Source organism: Ruegeria sp. AM7, from assembly GCF_056535965.1.
Window position 1 is genome coordinate 638303 of the sequence record NZ_JBQFJE010000003.1, and the last position, 13693, is coordinate 651995.

The 13693-nt window shown below is 59.0% G+C and carries 14 protein-coding genes; 8 read left to right on the forward strand and 6 right to left on the reverse strand.

Features of this window, described 5'->3' with window-relative positions:
- Nucleotides 1–95: 95 nt before the first annotated feature.
- Both ACR3EG_RS06855 and ACR3EG_RS06860 read left to right on the forward strand, forming a co-directional pair.
- A complete protein-coding gene (locus ACR3EG_RS06855; protein WP_480494413.1) occupies nt 96–1058 on the forward strand; it encodes a pirin family protein in 963 nt (320 codons plus the stop codon).
- A gap of 67 nt (nt 1059–1125) precedes the next feature.
- Entirely contained in the window at nt 1126–2094 is a 969-nt protein-coding gene (locus tag ACR3EG_RS06860) for a 2-dehydropantoate 2-reductase (RefSeq protein ID WP_480494415.1), read from the forward strand.
- A gap of 8 nt (nt 2095–2102) precedes the next feature.
- On the opposite strand, the gene ACR3EG_RS06865 is transcribed toward ACR3EG_RS06860, so the two are convergent.
- The 3 genes from ACR3EG_RS06865 to hrpB all read right to left on the reverse strand — a co-directional run bounded on the left by ACR3EG_RS06865 (nt 2103) and on the right by hrpB (nt 6704).
- Nucleotides 2103–3581 (reverse strand): inorganic phosphate transporter, encoded by a 1479-nt coding sequence (locus tag ACR3EG_RS06865; RefSeq protein ID WP_480494417.1) that lies wholly within the window; start codon nt 3579–3581, stop codon nt 2103–2105.
- Nucleotides 3582–3673: 92 nt separating this feature from the next.
- Nucleotides 3674–4132 (reverse strand): NUDIX hydrolase, encoded by a 459-nt coding sequence (locus ACR3EG_RS06870; RefSeq protein WP_170753857.1) that lies wholly within the window; start codon nt 4130–4132, stop codon nt 3674–3676.
- Nucleotides 4133–4271: 139 nt separating this feature from the next.
- Entirely contained in the window at nt 4272–6704 is a 2433-nt protein-coding gene (gene hrpB / locus ACR3EG_RS06875; protein WP_480494419.1) for an ATP-dependent helicase HrpB, read from the reverse strand.
- A 153-nt stretch (nt 6705–6857) separates the two neighbouring features.
- On the opposite strand from hrpB, the gene meaB reads away from it, so the two are divergent.
- The 5 genes from meaB to ACR3EG_RS06900 all read left to right on the forward strand — a co-directional run bounded on the left by meaB (nt 6858) and on the right by ACR3EG_RS06900 (nt 10836).
- Nucleotides 6858–7847, forward strand: a complete 990-nt coding sequence (gene meaB, locus ACR3EG_RS06880; protein ID WP_480494421.1) for a methylmalonyl Co-A mutase-associated GTPase MeaB — start codon at nt 6858–6860, stop codon at nt 7845–7847.
- Between the two features lie 109 nt (nt 7848–7956).
- On the forward strand, nt 7957–9108 hold the full coding sequence (locus ACR3EG_RS06885) for a Hint domain-containing protein (RefSeq protein WP_480494423.1): 1152 nt from the start codon (nt 7957–7959) through the stop codon (nt 9106–9108).
- 160 nt (nt 9109–9268) lie between these two features.
- Entirely contained in the window at nt 9269–9556 is a 288-nt protein-coding gene (gene rpmB, locus ACR3EG_RS06890; RefSeq protein WP_008756960.1) for a 50S ribosomal protein L28, read from the forward strand.
- A gap of 501 nt (nt 9557–10057) precedes the next feature.
- Complete coding sequence (locus ACR3EG_RS06895) at nt 10058–10321, forward strand: hypothetical protein (protein WP_234900781.1); 264 nt, start codon at nt 10058–10060, stop codon at nt 10319–10321.
- Nucleotides 10322–10362: 41 nt separating this feature from the next.
- Entirely contained in the window at nt 10363–10836 is a 474-nt protein-coding gene (locus tag ACR3EG_RS06900; protein ID WP_170355002.1) for a copper chaperone PCu(A)C, read from the forward strand.
- 80 nt (nt 10837–10916) lie between these two features.
- Here ACR3EG_RS06900 and ACR3EG_RS06905 read toward each other — a convergent pair whose 3' ends face one another.
- Complete coding sequence (locus tag ACR3EG_RS06905) at nt 10917–11525, reverse strand: HdeD family acid-resistance protein (RefSeq protein WP_480494425.1); 609 nt, start codon at nt 11523–11525, stop codon at nt 10917–10919.
- Nucleotides 11526–11585: 60 nt separating this feature from the next.
- A complete protein-coding gene (locus ACR3EG_RS06910; RefSeq protein WP_480494427.1) occupies nt 11586–12281 on the reverse strand; it encodes an NAD-dependent deacylase in 696 nt (231 codons plus the stop codon).
- 28 nt (nt 12282–12309) lie between these two features.
- On the opposite strand from ACR3EG_RS06910, the gene ACR3EG_RS06915 reads away from it, so the two are divergent.
- On the forward strand, nt 12310–12753 hold the full coding sequence (locus ACR3EG_RS06915) for a low molecular weight protein-tyrosine-phosphatase (RefSeq protein WP_480494429.1): 444 nt from the start codon (nt 12310–12312) through the stop codon (nt 12751–12753).
- On the opposite strand, the gene ACR3EG_RS06920 is transcribed toward ACR3EG_RS06915, so the two are convergent.
- A complete protein-coding gene (locus tag ACR3EG_RS06920; RefSeq protein WP_480494431.1) occupies nt 12750–13691 on the reverse strand; it encodes a LysR family transcriptional regulator in 942 nt (313 codons plus the stop codon). The two genes, ACR3EG_RS06915 and ACR3EG_RS06920, sit on opposite strands and share 4 nt — an antisense overlap.
- Between the last annotated feature and the right edge of the window lie 2 nt (nt 13692–13693).

The following is a 13693-nucleotide window of genomic DNA, read 5'->3' on the forward strand; positions in this document are numbered from 1 at the left end:
GCGCACTGGTGGTGTGCGTATATGTTGATATTATTGCCGGTTAATGTGTCATACATTGCAAAAATGCACGAAACACAGATCGCAGGAGCATAGCCATGAGTTGGAATCCGACCCACAGCCCCGAATGCCTGTCCGAAAACACCTCTCTTGAGACGTTGATCATTCCTCGCGCGCGTGATCTGGGCGGGTTCGAGGTGCGCCGGGCTTTGCCCTCGGTCAAGCGGCAGCTTGTGGGGCCGTTCATATTCTTTGATCAGATGGGCCCGGCTGAGTTCATAACCGATGGCGGCATCGATGTACGTCCGCACCCTCATATCGGTTTGGGCACCGTGACCTATCTGTATCAGGGCGAATTTGAACATCGCGACAGTCTGGGCACCCATCAGATGATCTATCCCGGTGAGGTCAACTGGATGGTGGCCGGGCGCGGCGTGACCCATTCCGAGCGGACAAGCGACCAGACTCGCGGTACACGTCACAGCCTGTTCGGCATCCAGACCTGGATCGCCTTGCCTGAACAACACGAGGATATGGCCCCGGATTTTGAACATCACAAGCAAGGCGCGCTGCCCCATATCCAGGATCACGGCGTGTCCGCCCGCTTGATTCTGGGTTCGGCCTATGGCGAGACCAGCCCTGTGACGATGCTGTCCGAAACGTTTTATCTGGATGTGCAGCTTGATCCGGGCGCGTCGTTTCCCTTGCCAGATTATCATGAGGACCGAGGGGTCTATGTCACCCAAGGCGCGGTCGAGATCGCAGGCGATACATTTGATGCGGGCCGCATGATGGTGTTCCGCCCCGGCGACCGGTTGTCTGTGAAGGCCGGGCCGGCAGGGGCGCGCCTGATGCTGCTGGGGGGCGCAACGCTGAACGAGGATCGTTACATCTGGTGGAACTTCGTGTCGTCCTCGAAAGAAAAGATCGAGGTCGCGACACGGGAATGGAAAACGGCAGATTGGGCGAACGGGGCGTTCCACCTGCCGCCCGGCGATGATCAAGAGTACATTCCGATCTCGGTCGAGCTGGAACGCACCCGCCCAAGGCTTGCGCGCTGACGAGGCGTCAGGGGGTCTTGTCCACGACTCCGATCCCGGCGATCTTTACCGAAAGGGGAGGGTCGCCATGAAAATCGTGATCGCTGGCGCGGGCAGTATCGGGTGTTATTGCGGGGCTTTGCTGTCTCAGGGCGGCCACGATGTCACACTGCTTGGACGTGCGCGCATCTTTGCCCCGATCAAGGACCGAGGTCTGACGGTCACCGATTTCTCGGGTCTGCAGCAACATGTCTCGGACCTGACCCTCTCCGAGGTTCCAGCCTGCCTTGCAGATGCCGAAGCCGTCATCGTGACTGTCAAAACCCCGGCGACGGCCGAGATGGCTGAATTGATCGCGCGATACGCACCGTCGTCAGCGCCAATATTGTCATGGCAGAATGGGATGGAAAACACCCGGACTTTGCGCGCGGCCCTGCCGGGGCGGGATGTGCGGGCCGGGATGGTTCCGTTCAATGTGGTCCCGACCGACCCCGGCAGTTTCCACCGGGCGACTTCGGGAGAGATTGTGATCGAGAGTGGTGCCGGCGCGCTGGGGCAAAAGCTGAGCAGTCCGAACCTGCCAGTTGTTGAAAGCGATCAGATCGAGGCGGTGCAATGGGGCAAGTTGCTGATCAACCTCAATAATGCGCTGAATGCCTTGTCGGGACTGACGTTGAAGGACCAGCTTTTGGATCGGGAATGGCGCAAGCTGATGGCCGATCAGATGGCCGAAGCCCAGGCGGTGCTGAAATCAGCAGGTCTTTCCGTGGCCTCGACCACGCCGCTGCCAGCTTGGATGACGCCTTACATCCTGCGCCTGCCGACCCCGCTGTTTAGTCGAATAGCCGCCCGGATGTTGACGATTGACCCTTCGGCGCGCACATCCATGGCCTATGATCTGATGGACGGCAGACCAACCGAGATTGACAGCCTGCAAGGTGAGATCATTCGCCTCGCAGCTGTCCAGGGCCGGGCTGCGCCGATTTGCCAGAAGGTTCGCGACCTTATCGAAGGTCGACCCACAACGTCGATGACCCCACGGCAAATCAGGGGTTGAGCATTACTTTATTGAAAGGCTGTCAGCATCCAGAAGATCACGGCTGACATAGCTGCAGCAGCCGGAACCGTAACAACCCATGCCGCGATAATGGTCATGAAATGCGAACGCCGCACCAGTTTGCGCCGTTTATGCTCTTCTCGCGCCAAACGACGCTGGGGCGGTCGCTGCTGGTTCGAGGCTTTCCAACGGCGATCTGAATGCCATTCACGATAAAAACCAACGCCGAACACGGCGCCAACAGCGATATGTGTCGAACTGACGGGCAGACCCAGCCAGCTTGCCACGATCACGGTAATCGCAGCCGATAGGGCCACGCAAAAGGCACGCATCGGGTTCAGTTTGGTGATCTGGCTGCCAACCATGCGGATCAGCTTGGGGCCGAACAGGAACAGGCCGAAAGATATCCCGAAGGCCCCAATCACCATAACCCATGCCGGAATCGCAACTTTCGAGGCAAAGTCACCGAACTCGGCCGCGTGCACGATTGCGGCCAAGGGGCCGACTGCGTTGGCGACATCGTTGGCGCCGTGGGCGAAGCTCAGGAATGTAGCCGAGATGACCAGCGGCAAACCGAACAAGGATTTCAGTGATTTGGTCCGGTTTTCCAGCCCTTCGGATTTGCGGCGCACCCATGGAATAGTTGCCGACCACGCCAAAATTCCCGACAGCAGCCCAACCAGCAGTGCGATTTCCAGATCGACTTTCACGATCCGCTTCAGCCCTTTAACGGCCAAATATGTCGCGAATGCTCCGGCCATGACGCCGACCAGAATGGGAACCCATCGCCGTGCAGCAGCGATCTTGTCATCCTGATATTGAATTTTGGCCTTGATCAACGCAAGGAAACCCGCAGCAATCACCCCACCCAATACCGGAGAGATGACCCAGCTTGCCGCGATGGCGCTCATGGTTGCCCAGTTGACGGCGCTTAGACCGGCTGCGGCAATACCTGCGCCCATAACCCCACCAACGACCGAATGTGTGGTCGAAACCGGAGCGCCAACCCAAGTGGCAAGGTTCACCCACATCGCAGAAGATATCAGCGCAGCCATCATAGCCCAGATAAACACGTTGCTTGTCTGAACCGAGGCCGGGTCGATGATGCCTTTGGAAATCGTGGAAACCACGTCTCCTCCGGCAAGCAATGCCCCCGCGCTTTCGGCAATTGCTGCGATAACAATGGCGCCACCCATGGACAGCGCATTAGCGCCGACGGCTGGGCCCATGTTGTTGGCCACGTCATTGGCGCCGATGTTGATTGCCATATAAGCGCCGAACGCGGCTGCTGCGATAACGATTAGTCCACCATCTGCCTGGCCAAACAGAACTGCCGCCGACAAACCGGCAAGGGCAATAAAGGCCAACGCAATCCCCGGTGCCAGCATGGGGCGTGCCACGTGGACATTTGCGGTTTCAACGCGCGAGATACGATTCAGATCGCTGTCCAGCGTCTGCCATCGGGTTTTTGAGCTTTGGTCTGACATAGTGTTTCATACCGAAAATCGGATCGACGCATGCCGCTATCCGGTTTCCGGTTCAGGGACAACACCGTTGTCATCAATTTGTCGCTTAATTGTTACAATTGCCTCAGCAAGTCACGCAACTCGGGCTCGTGCACCCTCTTGGCTGCGGTCGTGGGCGATACCCACTCGCGTGTGCGCTGATCTTTTTCTGGGAAGTCTTCGGCCAGGTCCTGAACCTCGATGCGGAAAACCGTCGTCAGAACGGGTTGTGCCGAGCCATCCTTGAGGACTTTCTCATATGCAAATTGCCCGACGGGTTTTTCCTGAACGGTTCGCGCCCTTACCCCGGCTTCTTCCCAGGCTTCCTGTCTTGCGGTCTGCGCACCATTGAGCCCGTCAATCGGCCAACCTTTTGGTATGATCCAACGTCCGGTATCGCGGCTTGTAATCAGCAGAACCTGCACGCCCTCGTTTGTATTCCGAGTGCACAACGCGGCAAATTGCACCCTGCGCGGGCGCAGGATCAGAGGTCTTGCGACCTCTTCCCAAATATTGTGCAGCCATTTTGTCATGCTCTTACGCCCTGTGGTCAGGGCGCCTCCTCAGAGCAGCACATAACAACGAAATGGTATATGTTCAATGAAGGGGTGAAGGTTTGATAGGTGTTGGCGGTCTTTGTGCCCGGAAAATGATCAGACTGTCATCAGCGGATCAACGTCGGCGTTTTGCGCGCAGTGTCGGATCAGCTTGGGTTGGATCCTCTGGCCACGGGTGTTTTGGATACTGGGCGCGCATATCCTTGCGAACGTCTTCGTACGAGCCGGCCCAGAACCCCGGTAAGTCCCGTGTGATCTGGATTGGGCGCTGGGCAGGGGACAGCAGAGTGATCTTGAGGGGCTCGCCGCCCACCATCGGATGGCGGGTTACTCCGAACAGTTCTTGCAACCGGACCGAGATTTCGGGGGCCGCACCGCCGTAGTCAATCGGCACTTTCCGACCCAAAGGTGTTTCGAATGATCCGGGCGCGCGTCGGTCCAGCTCCTGTGTCTGGTTCCAATCCAACCGGGCGCGCAATGCAGGTAGCAGGTCGAACTTTTTCCAGTCGTCAGCCGATCGCACGCCGGAGAGCATCGGCAGCAACCAGTCCTCTAACGACGCGGCCAGCCCGTCAGGCGAGAAATCGGGCAGGTCAACGCCCTCGGCCCTGACCAATTCGACCCGCGCGGCCAGACGCGCCGATGCGCCGTTCAACCGCAGACCCAGATCGCGCACTCCGTCCAGCATCGCCTCTGCCACGATGTCTTCGGGCACGTCCTTCCAAATGCGGTCGTCCAGAGTTATGGCACCCAACCGCTCTTGCTGACGCGCAACAACGCGGCGGTCCCGTTTGGACCAGACGCAGCTATCTACCCAGTCGATCTGATCCGCAAACAGATCGCGAATTTCGCGCTCGGATATTTGCGCGGCCATGCGAACACGCGCCTCACGTGGGTTGCCGTCGGTGTCTGTGACAACCAGATAAGGGCTTGCTGCCAAAGTGTCGGCACTGTCCAACACCACACCTTTTCCGCCAGACAAAACATATCGCGGATCGTCACCCTTGCGACGCTGGCCGATACGGTCGGGGTAGGCCAGCGCAGCCATGGCTGCGGGGCTCAGATCAGATGGCTTTCCATTTCGACGCAGCCGCTTGGCTTCGGCCTTTATGCGGTCAATCGCTCCCGAATTCACTTGCCAGATGCGATTGCGTTGAAAAGCGCGCAGATCGCGCAGCGCTTCAAGCCGCAGCAACATATCGGTCGGCGCGCCGCGCAGCGGGTCTCGTTCGGCAATCAGCGCGGCCAGAGAGGATGCGTCCGGCCCGGCACGCTCTAGCATGTGGCCTAGCCGGGGATGCAGGGGCAGGGCCGATAGGGCGCGTCCGTGAGCGGTGATCCGCCCCTTACCGTCCAAAGCGCCCAACATGGTCAACAAGCTGCGGGCTTCGGCCATGGTGCCTTCGGGCGGAGGGGTCAGAAAGGCGAGGTCGTTCGGTTCAGCCCCCCAAAGCGCAAGCTCCAGCGCCAAACCAGTTAGGTCGGCGGCTTCGATCTCGGCTGGGGGATAGGCGGCAAGCGCGCCCTCTTCCCCTTTGGACCAAAGGCGATAGCAGACCCCTTCTGCCACGCGCCCCGCGCGGCCTGCGCGCTGGGTGGCCTCGGCACGTGTGACGCGTTCGGTTACCAACCTGGACATCCCCGAGCCCGGATCAAACCGCGCGCGTCGCGCCTGCCCCATATCGACCACAACACGAATATCTGGAATGGTTAGAGAGGTCTCGGCAATCGACGTGGCAAGAACGATCTTACGCCCGTCCTCAATCGGAGCTATGGCCTTGCGTTGTGCTGCAAAGGGCATTGCGCCGAACAAGGGGCGCAGCGTGCATCCGTTAGGCAAGCGTCCGGCCAAAGCGGTCTCGGCGCGGCGTATTTCACCTTCCCCGGGCAGGAACACAAGCATCCCACCTGCCGTTTCACGCTCGGCCTGAACCACCAGATCGACCAACGCGTCCACCCGCCGTGCTTGCGGACCAAGCGGGCGGTCCAGCCAGCGTGTCTCGACCGGAAAACTGCGGCCTGCAGACGTCACTAGCGGAGCGCCCATCAAATGTCCGACCGGTTCAGCGTCCAACGTCGCGGACATTGCCAGCAGGATCAGGTCGTCGCGCAGCGCGCCCATCACTTCGAGGCAAAGCGCCAGCCCTAGATCGGCATTCAAGGACCGTTCGTGGAATTCATCAAAGATCACTGCGCTGACGCCGGGCAGGTCGGGGTCGGATTGCAGCATCCGGGTCAGAATGCCTTCGGTCACAACCTCGATCCGGGTGGATTTGGAAACTTTTGCCTCGCCACGCACCCGGTAGCCGACAGTCTCCCCCACGCGTTCGCCCCGCGTTTCGGCCATGCGCTCCGCTGCGGCACGGGCAGCCAGCCGACGGGGTTCCAGCATCACGATCTTGTCAGCGCACAGGCCCGCCTCGAGCATTGCTAAAGGCACACGAGTCGTTTTGCCCGCACCCGGAGGCGCTTGCAGCACGGCGCGCCCCGAAGCTCTTAGGGCGTCCAGCAGATCGGGGATGGCGTCTTCAATGGGCAGGCGAGTCATGCGGGCTTTATCCGCCAAGCATCGGGCGGCGTCCAGTTCTGTGGTTTGCAGGTGACGACCTGCTTACATCCAGACGGACTCCGGCGCAGTCCGGTCTGGACAAATCGGCTTCAGCGACGGCAAGTAGTCGTGCCGCAAAAGATCGGGGTTAAAATGGAAATAGACAGCCTGAGTGACAGGATTTTAAACGGGGATCGGCGCGCGCTGGCTCGTGCAATAACCTTGGTAGAAAGCGGCCGTGCCGATCATCGAGCGCAGGCCAGCGAATTACTGGCGCGTCTCGCAGGCGCAGGGAGACAAGCATTGCGGATTGGGCTGTCAGGTACGCCGGGCGTCGGTAAATCCACGTTCATCGAGAGCTTTGGCATGATGCTGATCGGTCAAGGATTGCGCGTGGCGGTTCTGGCCGTCGATCCCAGTTCGACCCGTTCTGGGGGCTCGATTTTGGGCGACAAGACCCGGATGGAGCGCCTAAGCCGGGAACCTGCCGCCTTTATCCGACCTTCCCCCAGCCAAAGCCATTTGGGCGGTGTTGCGCGTCGAACGCGCGAAGCCATCGCCCTGTGCGAAGCAGCTGGGTTTGACGTGGTTTTGATTGAAACAGTTGGGGTAGGGCAGTCGGAAACCGTGGTGTCCGAGATGTCAGACCTGTTTCTTTTGCTGCTGGCCCCTGCAGGTGGGGACGAGCTGCAAGGGGTCAAGCGCGGTATTATGGAGATGGCCGACATCATCCTTGTCAACAAGGCGGATGGAGATCTCAAGGCAACGGCCACACGGACCTGTGCCGACTATGCCGGAGCGCTGCGTTTGCTGAGAAAGCGCCCGCAGGACCCTGAAGGTTTCCCGAAGGCCATGACGGTCTCTGCGGTTGAAGAGCATGGGCTTGAGCAATCCTGGGACGAAATGCGCTCTTTAACAAATTGGCGCAAGGAAAGCGGGTATTGGTCCACGAACCGAGCGGAGCAGGCGCAGTTCTGGTTTGAACAGGAAGTGCGCAATGCGCTCTTGTCGCGGCTTGCGACCCCACAGGCCCGCGCCGAGATGGAACGGCTGGGCAACGCGGTTCGAGAAGAGGGACTAAGCCCGTCAGTGGCGGCAGAAACACTGTTATCGAACCTGATGCCGGGCCAGGGATACTCCTGAAGACAAGAATTGCGTTATGTTAAACCGAGTTTCCCGCACTGCGTGCGGGGGGCTGTCGAGTGCGCCTAAAGATGGTATCCTGATCGTATAAATCGCAGGACCTGAGACTATGCCTCGTATCAATGGGACCAACAGTGGCGATGATATTGACGTCACAAACGACAGCGGGACGCTGAACGGCACTCCTCAAGGGTCTCCTATTGATAACATTCGCGGTCGAGGCGGCGATGACGATATCACGGTCACGGACAGCACGATTTCCGACAACGTGGTTGGAAATACGGGTAACGACAACATCGTCATTTCCAATAGTACTGTGGTGGGACGAGTGTCGGGCGGCGCAAATTCCGATACGATAACAGTCAGCGGGTCTAATGTAGGCTCTATCAGGCTTGGGGCGGGTAATGACACGCTCAATTTCAGCAGTACGACCGTCAGCGATGACGTCGTCGGCGGAAGCGGTACAGACACGCTGAACCTACCGGAAGGCACGGTCGTTAACGACGCCACATTCGGTACGTTCACGGTTGAGGCCGGGGTTGCCTATTCGGTGTCCAGCGGCACGTTCACGCTGCCGTCGGGCGCAACCGTCACATACAGTGCTTTCGAAAACGGGTCGGGCGTGCCGTGCTTTACTCGAGACACCAAGATTTTGACGACCAAAGGTGACCGTTGCATCCAGACGCTGAGGGTTGGGGACGAAGTTCTGACCCTGGGACAAGGCGTGCAAGCGCTGAGATGGATTGGGCGACGCAGCATTTTCAAGGCAGATTTACAGGCCAACCCTCGTCTGCGACCAGTTCGTATATCAGCAGGGGCGCTTGGTGATGGCCTGCCGCACGAAGACCTTTTGGTATCGCGACAGCATCGAATGCTAGTGCGGTCCCGGATCGCGCAGCGGATGTTTGGTGCGCCCGAAGTTCTTGTTGCCGCAATCAGACTTGTTGATACGCCCGGCATTTACGTTGACGAGAACGTGGATGAGGTAGAGTATTTCCACCTGCTGTTTGATGAGCATCAAGTTGTTTTTGCCGGAGGAGCGCCGACTGAAAGCCTTTTCACCGGTGTTGAGGCGTTGCGGGCGTTGGACCCCAATGCGCGGCGTGAGATTTTCGAGATTTTCCCGGACTTGGCCAAGGGTCTTCCCACGCGAGAAACCGCCAGATTGATACCTGAGGCACGGCAGCAAGCCCGGTTGTTGGAACGCCATCGTAAAAACGCTAAACCGCTTTTGTGGTCGCAAGCGGGACCTGCTGGATGAACAAACGAAGATGGCGTAAAGAATCCGCGCGATCCGTCTTGACCCTTCCGGCGATTCCCACTACACGCATCCAACCAGTTTTCGGGCGCGACTTCGGGTTGCGCCCCTTGTGATTTGGCCGAGGTGTTATGCCGGGCCTCCAGAAACGAAGGAAGAAACCATGTCGCGCCGTTGCGAACTGACCGGAAAAGGCCCGATGACTGGCAACAATGTCAGCCACGCCAAAAACAGAACTCGTCGTCGTTTCCTGCCGAACCTGAACGACGTTACCCTGCAGTCGGAAACCTTGGGTCGTGGCGTAAAGCTGCGCATCTCGGCGGCTGCTCTGCGCTCGGTCGACCACCGCGGTGGTCTGGACGCGTTCCTGGCCAAAGCCAAGGACGACGAACTGTCGGCTAACGCGCTGAAAGTGAAAAAGGAAATCGCCAAGGCACAAGCCTCGGCCTAAGCCTTTTTCACATGTTAAATATTCGGCCCTGTACCCATGATGGCGCAGGGCCTTTTCTATTGCATCAAAGTCAAAAAGCGCGATTTGGTGACAATCCGTGGATATGGAGTGATTTTGTTCACATACCTCCGCTCTGAATGAAGTTATGTTTAAGCATATTCATCCGACGGAGATCATTCTCATGTCTTTCAAATCTCTCGAATCTTTCTCCCTGTTGGCCGCTTTTTTCGGCAAAACCTTTGGGACATGTTTTCGGATGCAACGTCAGGTGAACAGGTTGCATACAAGCCTGACCAAAGGGTCTGTCAAGCGTACCGAGCGGGACGGTTGATACTTTCCTCCTGACCCACGGGCTTCAAGCATATTCGATTGCGCTTGAAGCCCTCTTAACGTCCGGCCTATATCAAAGGCGAAATGAAAGCTGTTCTGCATAAGACGTTGCCTTTTGTGTTGTCGCTGCTTGTCTTGCTCACCGGGCAAGGAGTAGCCGCGTCTAGGGGCATGGAAACTGCCGTTGGGCAGATGGTCTTGTGCACCGGAGACGGCCCTGTGGTCGTCTATACGGATGCGGATGGACAACCCACGCAGCCTCCGCATTTCTGTCCGGACTATGCGATGACGTTGCTTGGGGCGGTCCTTGATGTTTCGTCCCGCGTGCCCGAAGCGCCAAAGCCCGATCAGGTTCAACCCGCACGGACACGCCGCAACCTGATTGCGGCACCAATTCCACATCACCCTGCGCGGGCTCCTCCTGTCGTGTTCTGACAATCAACTTATTCTCAGACACTTAAAGCAGGAGAAGCCAGATGCGCTTTTCATTCAAACTATTGGCCACTCTGGCCGCCGCCACCATTGCAACCGCTGCGGTGGCACAGGATTCGATTGCAGTCGAAGACGCTTATGCGCGTTCCTCCGGCAAGACTGCCAAAGCCGGTGCGGCGTTCATGATGATCGAAAACACCGGTGACGCAGATGACCGGTTGATCGCCGTTGAATCTGAGGCTGCAGCGCGGGTTGAACTGCACACGCATGAGGTTGATGCCAACGGCGTTGCCAAGATGATCCATGTCGAGGAAGGGTTCGTGATCCCGGCGGGTGAAGCTCGTGCGCTGAAACGCGGAGGGGACCACGTCATGTTCATGGGGCTGACGGCGCCTTTCGAAGAAGGATCCACTGTCCCTGTCACTTTGATCTTCGAAAAGGCAGGCGAGGTCGAGGTTGACATTCCGGTTGATCTGAAGCGTCACGACGCTGGTGGGCACGGGTCGCATTCGCACTGAGGCTACGCGCGTCTTCGCGCCGCTTTGCGGCGGTCATCCACGCGTCAGGCCGGGCTGAGCCCGGCCTGCTTGCGTCGAGTCTAGCGGTTGACGACGCGCATCGAAACGCGGTCGCGGGCGGATTTGAAACGCAATGCGAGGAAGATCATGACCCCCGAGAAGGCCAGCGCCGAAAACGCAATGGCCCAGCCCAGTGCCACCATTCCGCTGCCTGGCCAGAACATCAGAACCAGCCCAATCAGCAACGCAACGATCCCTGAATTGCGAAAGGTTGCCGAATCTGGATGCTGATCCGGTATTTGTCGCCACGCCGCCAGCGAACCGACGCCAACAATCAGGGCCCATGCACCCAAAAGGAAGAAGGTCAGTCGCGCCACGCCCTCGGGCCAGATCAGAAGGACCAGCCCAATAAGCAAAGCGCCTATTCCGAACCCTCCGATCAGGCCGCGTCGGCCGAACCCAAACAGGGTGACGCTGCCGTCAAGCACCAGTAGCAGACCGAATAGACGCAACAGAAGCGAAATGCTGCCCGTCGGCCAGAACAACGCTGCAACCCCCAACGCACCGGCGAGAATGCCGCGCAACAAAAAAGTCCACCACAGATTGGCCAGCTGCTCTCCCATCGCTTCGCGACCGTCCAGGCTGTGGCTATCAAGGATTTCTTCGTGCGGCGTATGAGGGTCGGTCATGTGGGCCTCCGGTTGTGGTCGCGGGTTCAGTATACAATAAATCTCTTTTGTATCTGGCGTCTATTGTTGCCCCAGCAGGTCGTCGACCCAGCGTGGCACTGTCTCCGACGCCGGGCCGAGAATGACCGTTTCAAAGCTGGACGCGCCATCCGAGGGTTCAAGGTTTAATTCGACGGTCCGTGCACCAGCTTTGGCAGCCTCGTGCACGAAAGCGGCGGCCGGATAGACCTGCCCAGAAGTGCCGATCGAAGCAAAGATCGCAGCCTCGGAAAGGTGATCGTAGATGGTTTCCATGTGATAAGGCATCTCTCCGAACCAAACTACGTCGGGTCTGGCGGACGGTGCGGCACATGCGGGACAGGATTCACCCACGGACATCTCCGGGGGGGCAACCCAGCGGTGGTCGCACGCGGCGCAAAGCGCCCCTGCAAGGGTTCCGTGCATATGAAGAACGTTTTTGGCCCCGCCGGCTTCGTGCAGGCTATCTACGTTTTGGGTCACGATCACAACATCACCGGGCCAGTCGCGCTGAAGGCGAGCCAGCGCTTGATGGGCCGGATTGGGTTGCGCGTTCGCCGCCTGAATACGGCGCGCATTGTAAAACCCCTGTACTAAGGCCGGGTCGCGGGCAAACCCTTCGGGGGTGGCGACATCTTCTATCCGATGCTGAGACCAAAGCCCGCCTTCGTCCCGAAATGTGCCCAACCCGCTTTCGGCCGAGATTCCGGCTCCGGTCAGGATGACAATCTTTTCCATTCCTACCTCACACGTTACACCTTGGTGCATGAGCCACCGTATCCTGTTTGTCTGTTTGGGCAATATCTGCCGTTCACCCGCTGCCGAGGGCGTGTTTCGCGCCCGTGCACCACATTATGCGACTGACAGCGCGGGGACCTCGGGCTGGCATGTCGGCGACCCGCCCTATGGGCCGATGCAGAAGGCAGCAATGGCACGGGGGGTAGCACTGGGCGATTTGCGCGCCCGGCAGTTCTTGGCCGAGGATTTCAACCGGTTTGATTTGATCCTTGGCATGGATGCCGACAACATCGCCAATATCGAGGATCTGCGCCCCGAGGGCAGCGACACTCCGGTCCGCTTGCTGACCGATTTTGTCCCGGAAACCGGCGCGGACCATGTGCCCGACCCCTATTACACCCGTGATTTTGACGGAGCTTTGGACTTGATCGAGGCCGCTGTGGAAGGCCTCGCCGCTCATCTGCGTGGTTAGGGCATCACCTTAAGCCGACCGTCCAGCCAAGGCAGTTGCGTCAAGGCCGGGTCCACGATCTGGCTGCGCATCAATCGGCGCATCATATCGGCCACCTCTTGCGGAACCTGATCGGACCAGTCGGTGCGGGTGAACAGCGAGATCATTCGAGAAAAGTCCCCAAATGGGGCAGGGTGCGCCTCAAGCCCGTCGTGGAACCGGGCGGCGCGCATGAACCCTAAGGGCGTGGTGATGGCCCAGCCAAGGCCGCGCGCGACCATCGCCATCAAAGCGAGGTGCGAACCGATCTCGAACCGTTCCTCGAACTCTAATTTCTGGCGAGCCAGATGTGCCTCGATCTGGCGGCTGATAAGCTGTTCACGGGCATAACGCAGAAAGGGTAGGGTCTGCACTGCATCCTGCGCTCCTTTAGGGGTCACCAGAATGAACGGATCCTGCACCAGAGGGTATTCAGCAACGCCTTCAAGCACTTCACCCGAATGGGCTGATACGGCCATGTGCAGGCGCTGGGCTTCTAGGTCGGCGAACAGGTCAAGACTGGGCAGGGTGATCAGCTTGAATTTCGAACGCGTCAGGCTGTCGGCCAGCAATGTCGCCAGGCGGGGCGTCAGGTCATTGTCGAAATCGTCGATCAAACCGATGGACAGGGTGGTCAGATGGCCAAGGTCCATCACGGTCAACTCACTCTGAGCAATTTGCAATTCGGCCAAAACGGTCTCGGCACGTGCCAGAAAGCTGCGCCCGGCCTGGGTCAGCCGCATTGGGCGGCGTCCGTGGTCGACCAGTTCGGTGCCCAACGCATTTTCCAGATTACGCAATTGCTGGCTGACCGATGGCTGGCTGAGCCCGGTGATCTCGGCCGCCTGCGCCACCGAACCGGTGCGCGCCAAGGCCTCGAACACTTCAAGGCCCCGCAAAGTCAGCCCTTTCATCACCATCG

Excerpts from the sequence above, each read along its gene's own strand:
- ACR3EG_RS06855 (WP_480494413.1), top strand. The coding sequence starts at position 96 with ATGAGTTGGAATCCGACCCACAGCCCCGAATGCCTGTCCGAAAACACC.
- ACR3EG_RS06860 (WP_480494415.1), top strand. The coding sequence starts at position 1,126 with ATGAAAATCGTGATCGCTGGCGCGGGCAGTATCGGGTGTTATTGCGGG.
- ACR3EG_RS06865 (WP_480494417.1), bottom strand. The coding sequence starts at position 3,581 with ATGTCAGACCAAAGCTCAAAAACCCGATGGCAGACGCTGGACAGCGAT.
- ACR3EG_RS06870 (WP_170753857.1), bottom strand. The coding sequence starts at position 4,132 with ATGACAAAATGGCTGCACAATATTTGGGAAGAGGTCGCAAGACCTCTG.
- hrpB (WP_480494419.1), bottom strand. The coding sequence starts at position 6,704 with ATGACTCGCCTGCCCATTGAAGACGCCATCCCCGATCTGCTGGACGCC.
- meaB (WP_480494421.1), top strand. The coding sequence starts at position 6,858 with ATGGAAATAGACAGCCTGAGTGACAGGATTTTAAACGGGGATCGGCGC.
- ACR3EG_RS06885 (WP_480494423.1), top strand. The coding sequence starts at position 7,957 with ATGCCTCGTATCAATGGGACCAACAGTGGCGATGATATTGACGTCACA.
- rpmB (WP_008756960.1), top strand. The coding sequence starts at position 9,269 with ATGTCGCGCCGTTGCGAACTGACCGGAAAAGGCCCGATGACTGGCAAC.
- ACR3EG_RS06895 (WP_234900781.1), top strand. The coding sequence starts at position 10,058 with ATGGAAACTGCCGTTGGGCAGATGGTCTTGTGCACCGGAGACGGCCCT.
- ACR3EG_RS06900 (WP_170355002.1), top strand. The coding sequence starts at position 10,363 with ATGCGCTTTTCATTCAAACTATTGGCCACTCTGGCCGCCGCCACCATT.
- ACR3EG_RS06905 (WP_480494425.1), bottom strand. The coding sequence starts at position 11,525 with ATGACCGACCCTCATACGCCGCACGAAGAAATCCTTGATAGCCACAGC.
- ACR3EG_RS06910 (WP_480494427.1), bottom strand. The coding sequence starts at position 12,281 with ATGGAAAAGATTGTCATCCTGACCGGAGCCGGAATCTCGGCCGAAAGC.
- ACR3EG_RS06915 (WP_480494429.1), top strand. The coding sequence starts at position 12,310 with ATGAGCCACCGTATCCTGTTTGTCTGTTTGGGCAATATCTGCCGTTCA.
- ACR3EG_RS06920 (WP_480494431.1), bottom strand. The coding sequence starts at position 13,691 with ATGGTGATGAAAGGGCTGACTTTGCGGGGCCTTGAAGTGTTCGAGGCC.